The organism is Pantoea sp. paga (assembly GCF_007558755.1).
In the GTDB taxonomy this organism is placed as follows: Bacteria; Pseudomonadota; Gammaproteobacteria; order Enterobacterales; family Enterobacteriaceae; genus Pantoea; species Pantoea agglomerans.
Window position 1 is genome coordinate 882,252 of record NZ_VLTF01000001.1, and the last position, 17,628, is coordinate 899,879.

Annotated in this window: 16 protein-coding genes, 1 tRNA gene and 1 pseudogene; 10 read left to right on the forward strand and 8 right to left on the reverse strand. The window is 55.3% G+C overall.

All coding sequences use genetic code 11. From position 1 onward, the window contains the following. Window positions 1–7: 7 nt before the first annotated feature. Both FOV68_RS04155 and FOV68_RS04160 read left to right on the forward strand, forming a co-directional pair. A complete protein-coding gene (locus FOV68_RS04155) occupies window positions 8–1,390 on the forward strand; it encodes a D-arabinono-1,4-lactone oxidase (RefSeq protein ID WP_031591298.1) in 1,383 nt (460 codons plus the stop codon). 12 nt (window positions 1,391–1,402) lie between these two features. After that, window positions 1,403–2,233, forward strand: coding sequence for a glycosyltransferase family 8 protein (locus FOV68_RS04160; protein WP_143990365.1), 831 nt, complete (start codon window positions 1,403–1,405; stop codon window positions 2,231–2,233). Between the two features lie 88 nt (window positions 2,234–2,321). Here FOV68_RS04160 and FOV68_RS04165 read toward each other — a convergent pair whose 3' ends face one another. After that, entirely contained in the window at window positions 2,322–3,443 is a 1,122-nt protein-coding gene (locus FOV68_RS04165) for a Gfo/Idh/MocA family protein (RefSeq protein ID WP_031591300.1), read from the reverse strand. A 333-nt stretch (window positions 3,444–3,776) separates the two neighbouring features. Between FOV68_RS04165 and FOV68_RS04170 the strand changes: the two genes are divergently transcribed. The 4 genes from FOV68_RS04170 (at window position 3,777) to FOV68_RS04185 (ending at window position 5,869) form a co-directional block, all read left to right on the forward strand. Further along, window positions 3,777–3,852 (forward strand) — tRNA-Asn (locus FOV68_RS04170). 366 nt (window positions 3,853–4,218) lie between these two features. Continuing rightward, on the forward strand, window positions 4,219–4,554 hold the full coding sequence (locus FOV68_RS04175) for an XRE family transcriptional regulator (protein WP_143990366.1): 336 nt from the start codon (window positions 4,219–4,221) through the stop codon (window positions 4,552–4,554). Continuing rightward, entirely contained in the window at window positions 4,539–4,850 is a 312-nt protein-coding gene (locus tag FOV68_RS04180) for a HipA N-terminal domain-containing protein (RefSeq protein WP_033758331.1), read from the forward strand. The genes FOV68_RS04175 and FOV68_RS04180 overlap by 16 nt, the downstream gene beginning before the upstream one ends. Further along, on the forward strand, window positions 4,847–5,869 hold the full coding sequence (locus FOV68_RS04185; protein ID WP_143990367.1) for a type II toxin-antitoxin system HipA family toxin: 1,023 nt from the start codon (window positions 4,847–4,849) through the stop codon (window positions 5,867–5,869). Before FOV68_RS04180 ends, FOV68_RS04185 begins: the two co-directional genes overlap by 4 nt. Before the next feature lie 124 nt (window positions 5,870–5,993). Here FOV68_RS04185 and katG read toward each other — a convergent pair whose 3' ends face one another. The 3 genes and pseudogenes from katG to FOV68_RS04200 form a co-directional block, all read right to left on the reverse strand. Then, window positions 5,994–8,213, reverse strand: coding sequence for a catalase/peroxidase HPI (gene katG, locus FOV68_RS04190; RefSeq protein ID WP_255473611.1), 2,220 nt, complete (start codon window positions 8,211–8,213; stop codon window positions 5,994–5,996). A 187-nt stretch (window positions 8,214–8,400) separates the two neighbouring features. Beyond that, window positions 8,401–8,583: pseudogene (locus FOV68_RS24280) on the reverse strand (hypothetical protein); the annotation flags it as partial. A gap of 115 nt (window positions 8,584–8,698) precedes the next feature. After that, window positions 8,699–9,721 (reverse strand): LLM class flavin-dependent oxidoreductase, encoded by a 1,023-nt coding sequence (locus tag FOV68_RS04200; RefSeq protein WP_010247994.1) that lies wholly within the window; start codon window positions 9,719–9,721, stop codon window positions 8,699–8,701. A 208-nt stretch (window positions 9,722–9,929) separates the two neighbouring features. Here FOV68_RS04200 and FOV68_RS04205 point away from each other — a divergent pair, with 208 nt between their 5' ends. From FOV68_RS04205 to FOV68_RS04220, 4 genes are all read left to right on the forward strand, one after another. Continuing rightward, complete coding sequence (locus FOV68_RS04205; protein WP_143990368.1) at window positions 9,930–10,892, forward strand: fatty acid desaturase; 963 nt, start codon at window positions 9,930–9,932, stop codon at window positions 10,890–10,892. Continuing rightward, on the forward strand, window positions 10,885–11,658 hold the full coding sequence (locus tag FOV68_RS04210; RefSeq protein ID WP_143990369.1) for a phosphate/phosphite/phosphonate ABC transporter substrate-binding protein: 774 nt from the start codon (window positions 10,885–10,887) through the stop codon (window positions 11,656–11,658). The genes FOV68_RS04205 and FOV68_RS04210 overlap by 8 nt, the downstream gene beginning before the upstream one ends. Window positions 11,659–11,843: 185 nt before the next feature. Beyond that, window positions 11,844–12,758, forward strand: coding sequence for a ketopantoate reductase family protein (locus tag FOV68_RS04215; protein WP_143990370.1), 915 nt, complete (start codon window positions 11,844–11,846; stop codon window positions 12,756–12,758). A 129-nt stretch (window positions 12,759–12,887) separates the two neighbouring features. Then, complete coding sequence (locus tag FOV68_RS04220; RefSeq protein ID WP_143990371.1) at window positions 12,888–13,949, forward strand: LacI family DNA-binding transcriptional regulator; 1,062 nt, start codon at window positions 12,888–12,890, stop codon at window positions 13,947–13,949. 93 nt (window positions 13,950–14,042) lie between these two features. Here FOV68_RS04220 and tmaR read toward each other — a convergent pair whose 3' ends face one another. The 4 genes from tmaR to FOV68_RS04240 all read right to left on the reverse strand — a co-directional run bounded on the left by tmaR (window position 14,043) and on the right by FOV68_RS04240 (window position 17,375). After that, a complete protein-coding gene (tmaR, locus tag FOV68_RS04225; RefSeq protein WP_004571340.1) occupies window positions 14,043–14,369 on the reverse strand; it encodes a PTS system regulator TmaR in 327 nt (108 codons plus the stop codon). A 160-nt stretch (window positions 14,370–14,529) separates the two neighbouring features. Continuing rightward, window positions 14,530–15,588: an FUSC family protein gene (locus tag FOV68_RS04230; protein WP_186289714.1), complete on the reverse strand. Its 1,059-nt coding sequence runs from the start codon at window positions 15,586–15,588 to the stop codon at window positions 14,530–14,532. Window positions 15,589–15,855: 267 nt separating this feature from the next. Beyond that, window positions 15,856–17,019 (reverse strand): serine-type D-Ala-D-Ala carboxypeptidase DacD, encoded by a 1,164-nt coding sequence (gene dacD, locus FOV68_RS04235; RefSeq protein ID WP_031591310.1) that lies wholly within the window; start codon window positions 17,017–17,019, stop codon window positions 15,856–15,858. A gap of 167 nt (window positions 17,020–17,186) precedes the next feature. Continuing rightward, window positions 17,187–17,375: a hypothetical protein gene (locus FOV68_RS04240; protein ID WP_143990373.1), complete on the reverse strand. Its 189-nt coding sequence runs from the start codon at window positions 17,373–17,375 to the stop codon at window positions 17,187–17,189. Window positions 17,376–17,628 lie beyond the last annotated feature (253 nt).

The window sequence follows — 17,628 nt, forward strand, 5'->3', positions numbered from 1 at the left end:
TGCTGTTGTGAGCAGAGATGCACGCCTCTATCCGCTTCGTCAGACCCATGTTGAACCCGATGATGATGCGCTGTGGAACTGGGCGCAGAACGCGCAAATCGGCAGCCGTCACCAGGTTCAGCGTCCCGCCAGTGAAGCGGAATTACAGAGACTTATCCGGGAGTCACACGGCCAGATTCGGGTGATCGGCAGCAAGCTGTCGCCTGGTCGTATGTTGCATGTCAGTGATGACGATGTGCTGCTCGATCTCAGCGCACTGAGCGGCCAGCTTGCCAGTGATGAACAGAGCGTGACCTTTGGTGGCGCGACCCCGCTTGAGCAGGTCTATCGCAGCCTGACCGAAATGAACCGCATGCTGGCTTCATCGCCAGGCGTGATTGCGATTCAGACACTGGCGGGCGCGATGGCGACCGGAACGCACGGCCAGGGATTGCAGCAGAGTTCGATTGCCGACGAAGCGCTGGCCATCCGGATGGTGCTGGCCGATGGCAGCGTGCGCGAATTTGTTCGTGGCGACGCTGACTTCCCGGCAGCGCAGGTTTCACTGGGCGCATTAGGGATTGTTACCGCGGTAACCCTGCGTACCCAGCCGTTTAGCATCTTCACCTGCCACAAAAATGCTGTCTCTGCCGATACCCTTGAAGAGGATCTGCTGCGCTGGAACAACGACTATCCGCTGAGCAAAGCCTGGTGGTTTGTCGATGACAATCTGGTGCACGTCTGGAACGCCCATGAGGCGAGTGACGAAGAGCGTCAGCGCTACGAAGCGCAGGGTCGTCAGGTGGTGGAACATGAGGGCGAAGTTGACGAAAGCCTCAACGACACCATCGACCAGACGCTGGCACATATGCACCGCGATACGCAGATTGAGGGCAAAGGGGGAAAACAGTTTCGCACCGTCACCCGTTTTCGTGATTTCACCGATGTTACCGGTGACATTTACCAGCTCTTCTGTCGCGGCATTGCGGTGCCGCAGATCAATGTGGAAATCGGCGTGCCGCTGGCAAAAACCCCGGCCATCATTCGCCGCATCAAGCAGTGGTATGCCGGGAACCGTCCGCATATGCACTACCCGATTATCCTGCGCTGCACCGGGGCATCATCGGCCTGGCTCAGTCCGGCCGCTGACCAGCCAACCTGCTTTTTCGGCTTCGTGGTCTATTACGCCGACGATGGCTCGCTGTCACAGGAAGGACTGCACTTCCTGACTGAAGTGGAAAAACTGCTGGCCGAAGAGGGCGGACGCCCGCACTGGGGCAAATATTACGATGAAGAACGCTACAACTGGCGTGAGATCTATCCGCAGTGGGACGCCTTCCGCGCCCTGCGCAGCCAGCTCGACCCAAATGGCCGACTGGGTAACGACTACATCACGCCACTTTTTGACTGATTGAGGAAAGCTATGTTTGCCTGGGTAACGCTGTTAACACAACCCGATTATCTGGTGGGCGTGAAAGCGCTGCACCGTTCGCTGCAACAGAGCCAGAGCCAGTGGCCGCTGGTGGTGATGACCACACCGGCGATTTCAGCGTCTGACTGTCAGATTTTGCAGGATGAGGGCTGTGTGATTAAACCGGTCGAGCCCCTCTATCCGCGCGACGATCTGGATCAGCACTACGCTTCGGCGCAGTTCGGCGAAGTCTGGACCAAACTGCGCGCCTGGCAGCTCACCGATTATGAGCGCGTCGTGTTTCTGGATGCCGATATGCTGGTCCTTCAAAACATGGATGAGCTTTTTACCCTGGATCTGGGCGATAACCCGCTGGCCGCCTGCCACGCCTGCCGCTGTAATCCCAACCAGATTGCCTCTTATCCGGCAGAGTGGCAGCCTGAGAAGTGTCACTATACCTGGCAGGCGCGCGATGAAAAGGCGCCAGAGAGTGTGGATCTTTACCTGAATGGCGGTTTTCTGGTGCTGAAGCCCGATAATGCGATGTTCGACGTACTGGAAAAGCGTATTGCCGCCATTGATGATCTCAGTAACTATCCCTTCTCCGAGCAGGATCTGCTGAACGAAGTGTTTGCCAATCGCTGGAAGCCGCTCTCTTACATCTACAATGCCTTGAAAACGCTGCCGTTTCAGCACAGCGGTCTCTGGCACGATGAAGAGGTGAAGAACCTGCACTATATTCTGGCAAAACCGTGGAAACGCGATCTCAGCCAGCCCGAGAGCCAGAGCGATCGCTTTTATGCGCTGGATAAATTGTGGTGGGAAAAAAGCGGTCTGATCTGATTGGGTGTGGGCGGGAAGCCAACGTTTTCCGCCCTGTCCGCCTGGGTTAATCAACACATCGGCAATACCCTCTCCCTTTGATTCTGCCCTACACCTCAATCCAGCGGCGTTGCTCTGCTGAGTGAGCAATCGCTTCCAGCACCTTCTGAACCTGCAATCCCTCTGCAAAATCGGGCCACATGCGATCGCCCGCCGCGATGCCATTGATCAGGTCGCGAATCTCCACCGTTTTCTGGTCGTTAAAGCCGATGCCGTGTCCGGCAGAAACACAGAAGTTCGCGTAATCAGGGTGTGCTGGTCCGGTCAGGATAGTTTTAAATCCCTGACGCCCGGCCGGTTCGTCATGCAGATAAAGCTCCAGCTCCGCCATGCGCTCCTGGGTGTAGCGCAGTGTGCCTTTAGTGCCGGTGACAACGTAAGTCAGGCCCATTTTTGCGCCACAGGCGATGCGTGAGGTTTCAATCACGCCGTGCGCGCCGTTATGGAAGCGCAGCAGCGCGCTGGCCTGATCTTCGTTTTCGACCGGTAACTGCCGCGCAGGCTCTTTCGGGTCGGGCCGGGAGGCGATCACCGTCATCATGTCGCCGCTGACCTCAGCAATGTCACCAACCAGGTAGTGCGCCATATTAACGATATGCGCCGCCAGATCGCCCAGCGCACCGAGACCTGCCAGCGCTTTCTGACAGTGCCAGTCGAGCGGCGTTTCCGGCCTGGCGAGATAATCCTCGTTATGGGTGCCGTAGAAATGCACCACGTCGCCTATCTCACCATTGGCAATGATCTCTTTCGCCAGCTGGCTGGTGGGGTTTTTCATATAGTTGAAGCCCACCAGCGTTTTAACCCCTGCCGCATCGGCTGCTGTCACCATCTCCTGTGCATCCGCCACGCTTAACGACAGCGGCTTTTCTGAATAGACGTGTTTGCCGTGGCGTATCGCCTCCAGCGCCATCTCTTTATGCAGGAAGTTGGGGGCGCAGATATCCACGACATCAATCGCCGGGTCGCTGACCAGCGCGCGCCAGTCATCCGTCGAGCGCGCGAAACCAAAGGTCGCCGCCTGACGGGCGGCGAGCTCCGGGTTCACTTCAGCCAGCATCTCCCGCACGATTTCGCCTTTCAGCGAAAATACGGTGGGCGCCTGCGCATAAGCAATCGCGTGGCAGCGTCCGATATAGCCGCTGCCAATCATGCCGATTCTGACTTTGTTCATTTCAACTCCAGAGATTCTGTTCAGGGTTGAAATGGAATCTACGTTTCGTTTTTATTGCTGACAAAGCCAGAATGGAGACTTTGTGACGCCCGTAAAAAACTATCCGGTTAAATCACGCGCCCGGCCGCCTGACAAGGACAATACAGCGCCAGAACACCTCATAAACACCTCAGTTTTACACGTGGCGTTTTGCCGGATGAGTCAGCCGCACAGGCCGCTCTTTCAGTGCTTAAAACGCCATAGTGGCGACTATTTCAGCAGTCGCGCTAATTTATGAAAAAGAGCTTTGACATGGCCCGGCGTGGCCGTTACTATGCGCCCCGTTCAAACGATTCCTCTGTAGTTCAGTCGGTAGAACGGCGGACTGTTAATCCGTATGTCACTGGTTCGAGTCCAGTCAGAGGAGCCAAATTAGAAAAGCCTGCTTAGGAAACTAAGCGGGCTTTTTGCATTTTATACTTCTGAAAAATTTCTGCGTCTTACTCAGTTTGTTTCCTCTTCAAATCCCCGGTTCTTTTCGTTATTGCCTGATACTTACACATTCGGTTCCGCCCTCACTTAAAGGTTCATTTCTGACCCTACATCTCCTGCTTCCTTTAACAAATGTATTAACAGTGACTTAAAGTGTCATAAATGACCTTTTATCAGCATATTTCGCATTCTGGCTGTAAGATGAGAAGATGATGCCGTTAATAGGTTCAAAAATGACCCTTTTCGCACTATAGTCAGACCATATCGTTTCAAAAACGTATTGAAATTGCATAAAAGGTCAAAAATGAACCTTGATGAGATTAAATCTTCGCTGATAAATCTTTCTGAGTCAGATCGGCGAAAGGTATTGGCGGGGTTCGCTTTGAGTAGAGAAGCCATAACAGAAGCGGACGAACCGGACACCCGATCGGTGCTGAGTGCTCTGACGTTTCCGACACTGCCACAACTACTGGCCAATGAACTCAAACGACAAAACATCACCTATGAAGAGATGGCGATTCAGATTGGTGTATCACTCTCAACATTTAAACGACTGATCGCTAAACCATCTTCTGCAAAGGCAATAAATCTTCACGCCTTGCTTAAAGAACTGGGTATAAAAGTATGGCTCGAAAAATAGAGGTGTGGCTTTACAACACGCTGGCAGGAACGCTGAGTGAAGGGCAAAGCGGTTATACTTTCTGCTACCTGCCCACTTATGTCGGCTGTGCGATATCTCTCAGCATGCCGGTAAGACCTGAGCCCTATTTAAGTGAAGAGCTACATCCCTTCTTTAAAGGTTTAGCGCCGGAAGGCTGGTTGCGAAAACGCTATTCTGAAATTCAAAAAATTGATGATAAAGATCTGTTCGGCTTACTGATGGAAAATGGCAACGATTTGCTTGGGGCAGTCGTCTTTAAAGAGATAACATCATGAATTCAGAACGCTGCCTGATCACATTAAAACGGCTTAAAGAATCTGAGCTAAAAACCGGCTACTCAACAAAAGGTATCCGGCATCTGCTGGGTAGTCTGAATGTGGCTCTTAGCCTGCCGTTTACGCGCAGTCAGTTTATTCAGGAACTCCCTGAACGTCAGAAAGGCATGAGCATTTCAGGCTATCAACCCAAACTGTCGCTTCGCCTGGCAAAGGGAGAACTGGAGGTCGTCAGCAATGATGGCACCTATATCCTGAAACCCTCTCCGGAAGAATACCCACACCTGGCAGAAAACGAGCATGCCACTATGTGCGTTATGCAGCGTCTGAAATTTGACGTTCCCCCGTTCGGGCTGATGCCATTCATACACGATGAAAATCGGCCAGATGAACTGGCGTTTGTCATTAAAAGGTATGACCGGACAGCGTCAGATAACGCGAGATTACATCAGGAACAGCTGGATGGCGCGATGGGTCTTGGCGATAAATATGGCAGGATTGATAATCATAAAGCCATCAGTTACGAGAAAGCCGCTAAATTCCTGAATACCAGAGTGAACAGCAGTTTAAAGAGTAAACGAGACCTCTTTTTGCGCATCGTGTATGCCTATGTGCTGGGAAACAATGATTTTCATCTGCGCAATATCGGGATTATCCTGCCTCCGCAGGGTTCACCCTGGCTGGCCCCGGTTTATGACTTTATCAGCGTTGTGCCCTACCCTGCAGCGTTTGGAGAGTATTTAGCTTTGCCCCTGCTGGAACGTGAAGAAAATGATGCAGGAAACACACCGGGGATGAATTCAGAGTACGGAGAATATCTGGGTGCAGACTTTATCCTGCTTGCCCAGGGTATGGATATTAATCCGACACTGGCACGAAAATGGCTTTCCGAGGTGGTGAGTCATCATCAGCTTATTATCGATACTTATAATGAAAGTCATATGCCTGAATCGCAGCGGGAAGCCGTACTTGGCTACGTGGCCCGAAGAATCACGTTACTGGCAGTGACCGAAATTTAAATGATGCCATTAACCTGTTGTGCCTGGGTTGTAAAAGGATAGTTAAGCGGTCGAATAACTCACCTGCCCCCATAAAAAACCCGCTAATATCAGCGGGTTTCAGGTTTTACAACGTCAATAGCAATCAGAGTTCAAACCGATCCAGATTCATCACCTTGGTCCATGCGGCAACAAAGTCTTTGACGAATTTTTCACGGGCGTCGCTGCTGGCGTAGACTTCCGCCGAGGCGCGTAACACCGCATTGGAGCCAAACACCAGATCGGCACGCGTGGCGGTGAAACGGGTTTCGCCAGTGACGCGATCCCGTCCAATGAATTTCTCATTGGTCGAATCAGCGGCTTTCCACTCTGTGCGCATATCCAGCAGATTCACGAAGAAGTCTGTGTTCAGCGTCCCTGTGTGGTGCGTGAAGATGCCGTGCTGGCTGCCATCAAAGTTAGCATCCAGTGCACGCATCCCACCAACCAGCACCGTTAACTCCGGCACGGTCAGGGTCAGCTGCTGCGCTTTATCGATCAGCAGATTTTCGGTGGTGGTTTTGCCGAAGCCAGTACCGTAGTTACGGAAACCATCTGCACGCGGTTTCAGCAGATCGAATGACTCGATATCAGTCTGATCCTGACGCGCATCAACACGGCCCGGAGTAAATGGCACGTCAATTTCAACGCCAGCTGCTTTCGCCGCCTGCTCAACGCCGACCACACCCGCCAGCACAATCACATCTGCCAGTGAAGCCTTGTGCGCTTCACGCTGCACCGCTTCCAGCGTCGGCAGCACGCGTGCTGCGACGGCATTGACGTCCCACTCACGCTGCGGCAGCAACGCCAGGCGGGCACCGTTGGCACCACCACGTTTGTCGCCGCCACGGAAGGTTGATGCCGAGGCCCAGGCAACCGAAACCAGCTCGCTGACGCTGAGGCCGGTTGCAGCAATCTTCTCTTTCAGCTGCGCGATATCCGCCACGGTTGGATGATAAACCGGTGCAGGCAGCGGATCCTGCCAGATCAGATCTTCCTGCGGGACTTCAGGTCCGATATAACGTGCTTTTGGCCCCATATCACGGTGAGTCAGCTTAAACCAGGCACGGGCAAAGGCTTCATTGAACGCCTGCGGATCGTTGTGGAAACGACGCGAAATCTTTTCAAATTCCGGGTCAAAACGCAGCGTCAGGTCGGTAACCAGCATGGTCGGTTTGTGTTTCTTCGCAGCGTCAAACGCATCCGGGATAATGTCCGGGGCATCAGCTGCCACGAACTGGATGGCACCCGCCGGGCTGCGCGTCTGAACCCACTCATATTTGAACAGGTTCTCGAAGAAGTAGTTACTCCACTGGGTTGGCGTCTGAGACCAGGTCACTTCCAGACCAGAGGTAATCGCATCTGCGCCAACGCCCGTGCCGTGGTTGTTGACCCAGCCCAGGCCCTGCGCCTCAATCGGTGCGGTTTCCGGATCAACTCCGACGTGGCTGGCCGGTGCGGCACCGTGGGTTTTACCCAGCGTATGTCCACCAGCAATCAATGCCACGATCTCTTCGTCGTTCATGCCCATGTTGCCGAAAGTGGCGCGAATAGCCGGGGCCGCAGAGGCAGGATCGCCGCTGTGTTCCGGACCTTCCGGGTTCACGTAGATCAGACCCATTTCGGTAGCGCCCAGTGGTGACTGCGCCAGGGATTCCGGGTGACGGTGTTCCAGCCAGGCGGCTTCTTCACCCCAGTTCACATCCATATCCGGTTCCCAGACATCTTCACGTCCGGCACCAAAGCCAAAGGTACGGAATCCGGAGTTTTCCAGCGCGACGTTGCCCGCCAGAATGTAGAGGTCGGCCCAGGAGATCTTCTGACCATATTTCTGTTTAACCGGCCACAGTAAGCGGCGCGCCTTATCCAGACTGACGTTGTCTGGCCAGGAGTTTAGGGGGGCGAAGCGTTGCTGACCACGACCTGAACCACCGCGTCCGTCCACGGAGCGATAGGTTCCGGCGCTGTGCCAGGCCATACGAATAAACAGGCCGATGTAGCTGCCCCAGTCAGCGGGCCACCAGGCTTGTGACTCGGTGAGCAACCCTTTGATGTCAGCTTTCAGCGCTGAGTAATCTAATTTGGCAAATTCTTTACGGTAATCGAAGGATTCATCAAGCGGGTTCGAACGCGATGAGTGCTGGTTCAGCAGGTCAACCCGGAGTTGATTAGGCCACCAGTCGCGGTTGGTTGTTCCGCCGCCTGGCGCCTGATTAGCCTGAGGTGGCTTACCAGCATGAAAAGGACATTTGCCCTCAGGCGCCTCGCGATCGGCTTCGACAATAGGCTTTGCATCTTTTGCATCTTCATCAATGGAATTGCTCATGGTCACACCTCTTTTTTGTATTTTCATCGCTACTCTATAGAGGATTTTCAGGAACGCACACCTGTCTCATCCTATCTGTTTGATAGCTTTTACCTTTTCATACACCTTCTTCAAAAGCTTAAAACAATGAATTGACGGTAGCCGACAGGCTGTAAAGAGCAGCGAAGCGGCAACCATCACCCTGAGACTATTCCGACAGCGCCGGTTTCACAACAGCCGTTTTGCTGCCCGGCAGGCGGATGCGGAACCAGATGGCGTACATTGCGGGCAGGAAAACCAGCGTGCTACCAATCAGGGTACAGCCCAGCGTTCCTCAGAACGCCGAGTGGGTCAGTGGAATAAACGCCAGAGAGAAGTTCAGGGAGGATAAACCAGAAAAAGCGGGGAGTGATGAAGCGCGTTTATAGCAGGATCACGGCAGGTGCTTTGTCATCTGCGCCTGCCGTGGATCTCACAGCGCCCTGCTCTTCAGGGCGCTCTGTCACTTAACGCCAGCCGAGTTCCGGGGCGACATACTTCAGGATCGCCTCAATCACATGGGCGTTGTAGGCGACACCAAGCTGGTTAGGCACGGTAAGCAGCAGGGTGTCGGCTTCGGCAATCGCCTCATCCTGCGCAAGCTGCTTAATTAACGCCTCTGGCTCTGCGGCATAGCTGCGGCCAAAGATAGCGCGGGTTTTCTCATCGAGAAAGCCGACGGAATCCTGGTCGTTACCGCTGCGGCCAAAGTACGCGCGGTCCATATCATTCACCAGCGCAAAGATGCTGCGACTGACCGAGACGCGTGGCGCATGCTGATGCCCCGCCGCTTTCCAGGCCTCACGATAGGCGCGGATCTGTTTTGCCTGCTGAATGTGGAACGGCTCGCCGGTTTCATCATCTTTCAGGGTTGAACTTTGCAGGTTCATGCCCATTTTTGCCGCCCATTCTGCGGTGGCGTTGGAGCCGGATCCCCACCAGATGCGGTCGCGCAGGCCTTCTGAAAGCGGCTCGGGACGCAGCAGGCCAGGCGGATTCGGGAACATGGGCTGTGGATTTGGCTTAGCGAAACCTTCGCCGCGCAGCACCTCCAGAAACTCTTCAGTGTGACGACGGCCCATATCCGCATCGCTTTCACCCGCTTTCGGTTCAAAGCCAAAGTAGCGCCAGCCATCGATTACCTGCTCAGGTGAACCGCGGCTCAGACCCAGTTGCAGACGACCATTGGAAATCAGGTCTGCCGCGCTGGCGTCTTCCACCATGTAGAGCGGGTTTTCGTAGCGCATGTCGATGACACCGGTGCCGATCTCAATCGTTTTGGTGCGCGCTGCAACGGCAGCCAGCAGCGGAAACGGCGAGCTGAGCTGGCGGGCAAAATGGTGGACGCGGAAGTAAGCGCCATCTGCGCCCAGCTCTTCGGCGGCGACCGCTAAGTCGATCGATTGCAGTAACACATCCTGCGCGGTACGGGTGGCGGACTGCGACGAAGGCGTCCAGTGACCAAAGGATAAGAAGCCAATATTTTTCATCTGTATTTCTCCTGACAGGCGGTAAACGCCCGTGGATGCAAGGCGATTTCTGATAGAGAAAGGTTACGCCCCCGGAGCCGCCACTGATAGTCAATATCTTTCAGCGCCATATTCAGGAATTTCGACATAGCTAAGCAGATTATCCACTTTGCCTTTGCCCGCCCTTTCTTTCACTGTTCAGATTCCCGCTTCCGCTGTCAGGTGAATCATGCACACCGGTTATCTCTCTCTACAGCAGCGCGCCTGGCTTAAAGCGCGCGCACGCAGCTGGCTCTGGCGCAGCGAACTGCCAACCTGGCTGCTAATCGGTGTGATCTATGGCGGCTGGTTTGCGGTGATGCTGAACGCGCAGACGCTGGGACGGCTGCCCGCCACCCTGCTGCTGATCGTCTTCACTGGCTGGTATATGTCGCTGCAGCATGAGCTGATCCACGGGCATCCCACGCGCTGGCCGCGGGTGAACCAGCTATTTGGCACCCTGCCGCTGGCAGTCTGGTATCCCTACGGACTCTATCGCGATTCTCACCTGGCCCATCATCGCAATCACACCCTGACCGAGCCGGATGAGGATCCGGAAACCTACTACCTCTCCCCTGCTCGCTGGGCGAAGTTACGGCGCTGGCAGCAGCAGCTGATTCATCTGCGTAACACTTTTTTGGGACGATTGCTGCTCGGCCCGCTGCTGGATGTGGGGGCGACCTTCGGCGGGATGTGGCAGGCACTGCGCCGTGGCGATCGGCCCGCGATAGCGATGTGGCTGCTGCACGGGACGCTGCTGGCAATAATGTTTTTCTGGATGGCGCGGCAGGGATTTTCGCCGCTGTGGTATCTGCTGGCGGTGAGTTATCCGGCGCTGGCGCTGACCAAAGTGCGCTCCTTCTATGAGCATCGTGCGGCGGACGATCCGCTGGCACGGTCAGTGAATAATGAAGCGGCGTGGCCATGGCGCATGCTATTCCTGAATCTGAACTACCATTCAGTGCATCACGACCTCCCCGGCGTCCCCTGGTATGGCCTGCGTCGCCTCTATCTGCGCGACCGCGATCATTACTACCAGCGCAATCATGGCTTTCGCGTGGCGGGCTATCGGGTCTGGCTGCGTCAGTTCTGGGCCAGACCGGTCGGGGTCAATGTCCATCCGGGACGATCAGCGGAGAAAACGCATGAATAACCTGCTCGCCTTGCCGATGTATGCGATCCACCCGCCCGCCACCCGGGCACTGATGCAGGCTCTGGTTACCCTGCTAACGCAGCAGGACATTGCCACGCAGTCGGTCTGGCCTGAGGATCTGCTGACACACTGGCAGGATAACCGGTTGCTGCTGAGCCAGACCTGCGGCTATCCGCTGGTCAGCCAGCTTCCTGCGGTTCAGCTGGTCGGCACCTTTCACTATCAGGCCCCAGGCTGCACCGGCCGTGACTATCGCAGCTGGCTGGTAGCGAGGGATAAACAGGCGACGCTGGCCGATTTTAACGGCCAGCGGGCCGTGGCTAACAGCCTGGACTCTCACTCCGGCTATAACGCGCTGCGGTTTGTGGCAGCGCTTCAGGGCGTGAGGTTTTCGCAACTGTTACTGAGCGGCGGCCATCATCAGTCGCTGGCGGCGCTGCGTGATTCACAGGCGGATATCGCGGCTATCGACTGCGTCAGCTGGGCACTGCTGGCGCGCTATGAGCCGGATGCGCTGCGCGGCCTGCATATCATCGGTGAAACGCCAGCCGCACCCGGATTGCCGTTGATTACCGCAGCCCCGACGTCAGTAGACCGGCTGGAGAGACTCCGCTCGGCGCTGCATCAGCTGGTGAACGATCCCGCCTGGCGCACCGTCTGCGACGATAACCTGATCGGCGGATTCAGCCCGGTGCAGCGAGACGATTATCAGGGCGTGCTGGCGTGGGAACAGCAGGCCGCCGCGCTGGGCGTTACCCGGCTGTAATACACTCCTCTGTTTCGCCCTGCTGACCGGGCAGGGAAAATCTGATTTCTCTGCATCGCCCCCTCCCTGCCCGCGCTTTCCCGGCCGCTCATTTCATGCTCCCCGACGCGCTCTGACCGAGGCTAAGACTGGTAAGCCCGGTCACGGCGTTCTAAGGTAGAGGTTTTCAGCAGAGGGAAAGTGGGATGCGCATTCTGATGGCAGGCGCCGGCGCGACCGGTGGATATTTTGGTGCACGGCTGGCTCAGGCGGGCCAGGACGTAACTTTTCTGGTCCGTGAACGGCGTTATCAGCAGCTTCAGGCCAGCGGTCTGGTGTTGCAGACGCCACATGGCACTGAAACGCTACAGCCGCAACTGGCCCAGGCGAGCAGCCTGACGGGCCACTATGATCTGATTATCGTGACGGTGAAGAGCTTTGCCCTTGATCAGGTGATGGAGGATATTGCACCTGCAGTGGGCCCGGAAACATTGATCATGCCGATTCTGAACGGATTGCGGCATATCGCAACGCTGCAACAGCGTTTCGGCGAAGATAAGGTGATTGGCGGCCTGTGCAAAATCAACGCGACGCTGGGTGACAATGGCGAAGTAATCCAGATGACGCCGCTGCATCAGCTCTATTATGGCGCGCTGGACGGTAACAACGATGCGCGACTGCAGCGGGTTGATGCGGCGCTGCGTGACTGTCAGGTCGATACCCGATTCAGCGATAACATCATGGATGAGCTGTGGGAGAAGTGGCTGCTGCTGAGCACGCTCGGCGCGGTCTGCTGCCTGGCGCGCGGAAATACCCAACAGATACTCACCTCGCGCGGCGGCGAAGCGCTGTTACAGGGTGTTTTCTCGGAGATTCTGTCAGTCATTACTGCCGAAGGCTATCAGACGCGTCCGGCGGCCACTGCCCGCATTCTTGAGCTGTTAAGCGATCCGGCCACCCCGATGACCTCCTCAATGTACCGCGATTTAACCCAGGGCTTTGATATCGAAGCCGATCAGGTGATAGGTGACCTGCTGCTGCGGGCGAAACGCCATAGTCTTGCCACGCCACTGCTTAACGCGGTGGATGTGAACCTTCAGGTCTATCTGCAGCAGCGTTAATGACTCTGCCGGATACTGTGACCGGGTGCCGCAACGGACCCGGTTTTTGTGGTCGTGAAAGTGTGGTGTGCAGCAGCAGTGCAGCAGGAAAATTTGCTACACTCGTCGCTTCATTTTTTGGAGAGTTCAATGACTTCCCGCTCCGTGACCCTCGATGATGTCGCTCAACTGGCCGGCGTCTCATATCAAACCGTTTCACGTGTTTTAAACCGTTCTGAACAGGTGTCAGCCCGCACGCGGGAAAGGGTTGAGGCGGCGATGCTGCAGCTCAATTATGTGCCGAATCGTGTGGCGCAGCAGCTGGCCGGTAAGGCGACGCGCACGCTGGGTCTGGCCACCAGCGACCTGGCCCTGATGGCTCCTGCGCAGATCGCCTCGGCGATCCAGCAGCGCGCCGCCGGGGCGGGTTATCATCTGGTGATCGCCATGGACAGTGGTAACGATGCGGCAGCAACGGTGAATGAACTGCTGGCACAGCGGGTCGATGGACTGCTGATCAACCTGCCGCTGGAGGCAGATGAGGCGCAACAGATCCAGTTGCTCTGCGGCAGCAAACCGGTGCTGTTTCTGGATGTCGAACCCCAGGCGGCGGTAGCGCAGTGTCAGTACCCGAATGAGTCTGGCGCCCGTGTCGCCGTTGAACATCTGGTGGCGCTGGGTCATCGTCAGATTGGTTTGTTGAACGGGCCGCTGCGCTCGGTCTCGGCCCGTCAGCGTGAAAATGCATGGCGTCAGGCGCTGGCCGATCATCAGCTGACACCGCACTGTTCTCTGCGCGGCGACTGGAGCGCGCAGTCGGGTTACCAGGCGCTGCTGGCGCAGCTTCCCGACGATCTGCCGCAGGCGCTGCTGGTGGCGAACGATCAGATGGCGTTGGGTGCGATGCGGGCGCTGCATCAGCATGGCGTAGCCATTCCTGGCGAGATATCGGTAATTGGATATGATGATACCGCCGAGAGCGCGTGGTATCAGCCACCGCTGACCACGGTGCGGCAGGATTTGCACTCTCTTGGCGCGCAGAGCGTCGAGCGTATGCTGGCCCGGCTTCAGGGAGCAGAGGCGTCAGACAACGCGCTGGAAACCACGCTGGTGATCCGGGAGACCACCGCCCCGCCTGCTGATGAGCGGGTCAACTTAGTGGCGCTGTCACAGCAGTTACAGGCGATCGCCCGCAGGCTGGCGGGAAAATAACGCTGCGCTGATGCAGGCAATAAAAAACCCGCCCCACCGGAGTGGATGCGGGTTGGCATAGGACGTCTGGCGCTTGCGCGCTGCTATCTGCCCTTACGCTTTCGGGTGTTCGCCCACACCCATCGCTTTGATCTTTTTCGACAGCTCGCGACGCTCTTTCGACAGGTCGGCGTTTTTGATGATGTACTCATCCACGCGATCTTCATAATCCACACGCATGCTGGCGATGATTTCCTGAATAGCCTCAACGCTCATGCCGGGTTTGATATATTCGCTCAGGTTGTCGAGCAGCAGTACGCGCTTCTGGTTGTCGCGAATTTTCTTCTCGTTGTCGACAATTTCACGCTGCAGTTTATTTTTGCGGCGGAACATACGCACGAACTCCAGTACGTCCTGAAATGATTGCTTGGCATTTTCCATGATGGCACCTTTCTTTGAGCCTGCTGACGCAGGGAGAGAGTCAAAACGATCAGCTTAGCGGCTAGCCCGCCAGGTAAGCAATTTTCACAGCTAAATTCAGACTGGCTCTTATCTTAGCGCAAAGAAACCCTGTTTCACATTAAGTCATTGTCTGAGGTGATTATTTGCGCAGCGCCATTCGCATCAGGTCGGTCATCCGTTCCAGCTGCTTTGCCAGTTCCAGCGTCAGCCAGACGTAGCCGTAGATCGGCGTCTCCTCCAGACCTTCGCTGCCCACTTCCGCGATCAGTCGCCGCAGTTCGCCACTGATTTCAGTCAGCTCGTGACTGTTAGCCACCACCTCTTCCGTTTCCCCTTCAATCGCCATGACCGACAGCGCCCGCAGCGTGTTCTCAGTCATCTGCTGAGTGCGACGTAATGCGGGCGCGTTGAGCATAATCAGATGGCTCTCGCGCGATGCCCACCAGGCATTAATCTGCATCTCAATGGTGTAAACCATATTACGATTGATGGTCTGAATCGCTTCAAGCACCGATTTTGGGATGCGCGTCTCTTTGCTTGACGGCTCCAACAGTGCCCGCATTTTGATCACGCTGCTCAGCAATTTACCCAGCGGCTTGTTCAGGCGCGGCTTTTCAACCAGGTTAGGCGAGAAACCGGCGTGATAGATTTTTGCCATTTCCGCCAGCGCGTCGGAGAGCTGAATGCGCCAGTGTGTATAGGCACGCTGTGCCCAGATAGCGGTAAACAGCAGCGCCATCAGCGATCCCAGGATCACATCACCGCCGCGCCACAGTGCCATCGTGAAATCGCCGGTTGGTGCGCCCACGACCACGCTCAGCGTAATCCCGATCAACAGCGCCATGTAGGGATGTTTACCCAGCGTCAGGTAGCCACTGATCATCATGATGATGCCGCACCAGGCCAGCATCATCGGCATCGAGGTCAGCTCCAGCTTCAGGGCGATCAGACCGGATATTGACCCAGCGACCGTGCCGCTGATGCGCTGCAGCGCGCGCGGAAAAACATTTCCCCAGGTGGAGATGGGACCCATCACCACCACCAGCGTAATCAGCGGCCAGGTGCCTTCAGGGATATCGGTCGCCCGCACAAAGATAAAGCAGAGCAAAAAGGCGATGGCAATACGCACGCCGTGGACGGAGCGATAATGGCGATAAAACCAGAACTCCAGTTTTGATATGGGCTTATCGGGACGCAAAATGACTTTCCGGTTGCGGGAACATGGTGTGGCTATCTTAACGCTGAACGCGGCTCAGGCTTAGCGCGGGCCGGATATTTCAAAACAGTTTTGACGTTCGCTTACAATTATCAACATCCGCCTCACATACCTGCCCGGAAATTAAAAACAACTTAATGCGATTTTTTAACCTTTATCGGCTCTCAGTAACACGCTCAGAGTACGCCTGCGCGCAAGTAAAAACGGGCAGCCCACAGGCTACCCGTTTTAGTACTGACAATCGGCTAATCAGAACTTCTGCTTGAGATAATCCGTCAGGCGGGTAATGACGCCTGCGGGTTCAACCGCACTCAGCGCCACCAGCGGATAATGGGCAATCTGTTGATCTTTATCCATCACCTGAATCTCACCGATGACCTCATTGGCTTTCAGCGGGGCTTCCAGATCTTTGCGATCGATGACGTACTTCGCTTTCACGTTCTGTACTTCACTGCGCGGCAGTGACAGATAAACATCTTCTGCGGTACCCACATCCACCTCATGAGGATTGCCGTACCAGACGTTTTCGCTGCCAATTTTCTTACCGGCATGGAACAGCTGAACGGTATCAAAGGTGTTCTGGCCCCAGACCAGCAGTTTACGCGCCTGCTCTTCGCGGCCTTTCGGGCTTTTACCGCCCATGACGACGGCGATCAGGCGATGCTTGCCCACCACATTCGAGGCGATGATGTTAAAGCCCGCGGTCTCAGTGTGACCGGTTTTCAGCCCATCAACGTGGAGATTATTATCCCACAGCAGACCATTACGGTTGTTCTGGGTAATGCCGTTCCAGGTCAGGGTCTTCTCACTGTACATGGCATAAAAGTCAGGCTCACCATCAATAATGGCGCGTGACAGTTTCGCCATATCCAGCGCGCTGGAGAACTGACCCGGCGCATCCAGACCATGAACCGTTTCAAAATGGGTATTCTGCAGGCCGAGCTTCTCAACGTAGTGATTCATCATGCCGACGAAGTTCGCTTCGCTGCCCGCAACATAATCAGCAAGGGCAACGCAGGCGTCGTTACCGGAGTCGATGATGACGCCACGGCTTAAATCCCGGACGCTCAGCTTATCGCCTGGCTTCAGGAACATCAGCGAGGAGCCTTTGAACACCGGATTACCCGCCGCCCAGGCATCTTTTCCGACCGTAACCATGTCGTCACGGCTGATTTTCTTCTGGTCAATGGCGCGATCGACCACGTAACCGGTCATCAGTTTGGTCAGGCTGGCGGGATTACGGCGTTCATCGGGATTGCCAGCGGTCAGAACCTGTCCTGTAGTGGCATCCATCAGCACCCAGGAAGCCGCATCAATCGCCGGAGGCGTCACAGGAAAGGGAATCGCATCAGCCTGCGCCAGCGAGGCCCAAAAAACAGTAGCGGTAACGGTGAACAGCAGACGCCTTTTCAACACTTCATCCTTAATTGCACGGGAGAGAAAATTTCTAAAACGAAACGGAAACAGCCGCACGTTTTACGGCAAAAGCGTTGTGAAGGTTTGAATAAATTGAAAAAAAGTATGAACTGGCGTTGTCGTTTCAGATTCTGAAATGAGCCGATGTCGGGATTCCTGAGTTTTCAATCAAATCCGTTCATGCTGACATTAAAAAAAAACCCGGCCTGAGCCGGGCTGGTGTTGGCATTATTCTGAACAACTAAGGAAAATATAAAAATAAGATAACCTTCGCCAGACTCAGGCATATTAAAAAGCCAGGCGAGTGCGCAGCTGGCCATTATGACAGTCCAGCTTATTGTCCTTTGCATCATTCGTTAGCTCCCTCTAACTCTCACTAAAATATACTCAGATATAAACTGGCCCTAACTGGTTGTACCGATCAATTGCGCAAGATTGATCGGCAGTACAGATTAATTAAAATAAGATATTGTTATAATTGACTTTATGTCTGATGTGCAATCGTTAAGCATCATTCATCGCAGTGCCAGCGACTCGCTTTATAGCAACCCGCGCCAGCCTTTGCGCTTACCTGCTCGGTTTACCCGTACAATGTCCGCCCTGAAA

Excerpts from the sequence above, each read along its gene's own strand:
- FOV68_RS04200 (WP_010247994.1), bottom strand. The coding sequence starts at position 9,721 with ATGAAAAATATTGGCTTCTTATCCTTTGGTCACTGGACGCCTTCGTCG.
- FOV68_RS04210 (WP_143990369.1), top strand. The coding sequence starts at position 10,885 with ATGAATAACCTGCTCGCCTTGCCGATGTATGCGATCCACCCGCCCGCC.
- katG (WP_255473611.1), bottom strand. The coding sequence starts at position 8,213 with ATGAGCAATTCCATTGATGAAGATGCAAAAGATGCAAAGCCTATTGTC.
- FOV68_RS04165 (WP_031591300.1), bottom strand. The coding sequence starts at position 3,443 with ATGAACAAAGTCAGAATCGGCATGATTGGCAGCGGCTATATCGGACGC.
- tmaR (WP_004571340.1), bottom strand. The coding sequence starts at position 14,369 with ATGGAAAATGCCAAGCAATCATTTCAGGACGTACTGGAGTTCGTGCGT.
- FOV68_RS04240 (WP_143990373.1), bottom strand. The coding sequence starts at position 17,375 with ATGATGCAAAGGACAATAAGCTGGACTGTCATAATGGCCAGCTGCGCA.
- FOV68_RS04185 (WP_143990367.1), top strand. The coding sequence starts at position 4,847 with ATGAATTCAGAACGCTGCCTGATCACATTAAAACGGCTTAAAGAATCT.
- FOV68_RS04160 (WP_143990365.1), top strand. The coding sequence starts at position 1,403 with ATGTTTGCCTGGGTAACGCTGTTAACACAACCCGATTATCTGGTGGGC.
- FOV68_RS04220 (WP_143990371.1), top strand. The coding sequence starts at position 12,888 with ATGACTTCCCGCTCCGTGACCCTCGATGATGTCGCTCAACTGGCCGGC.
- FOV68_RS04215 (WP_143990370.1), top strand. The coding sequence starts at position 11,844 with ATGCGCATTCTGATGGCAGGCGCCGGCGCGACCGGTGGATATTTTGGT.
- FOV68_RS04180 (WP_033758331.1), top strand. The coding sequence starts at position 4,539 with ATGGCTCGAAAAATAGAGGTGTGGCTTTACAACACGCTGGCAGGAACG.
- FOV68_RS04205 (WP_143990368.1), top strand. The coding sequence starts at position 9,930 with ATGCACACCGGTTATCTCTCTCTACAGCAGCGCGCCTGGCTTAAAGCG.
- FOV68_RS04175 (WP_143990366.1), top strand. The coding sequence starts at position 4,219 with ATGAACCTTGATGAGATTAAATCTTCGCTGATAAATCTTTCTGAGTCA.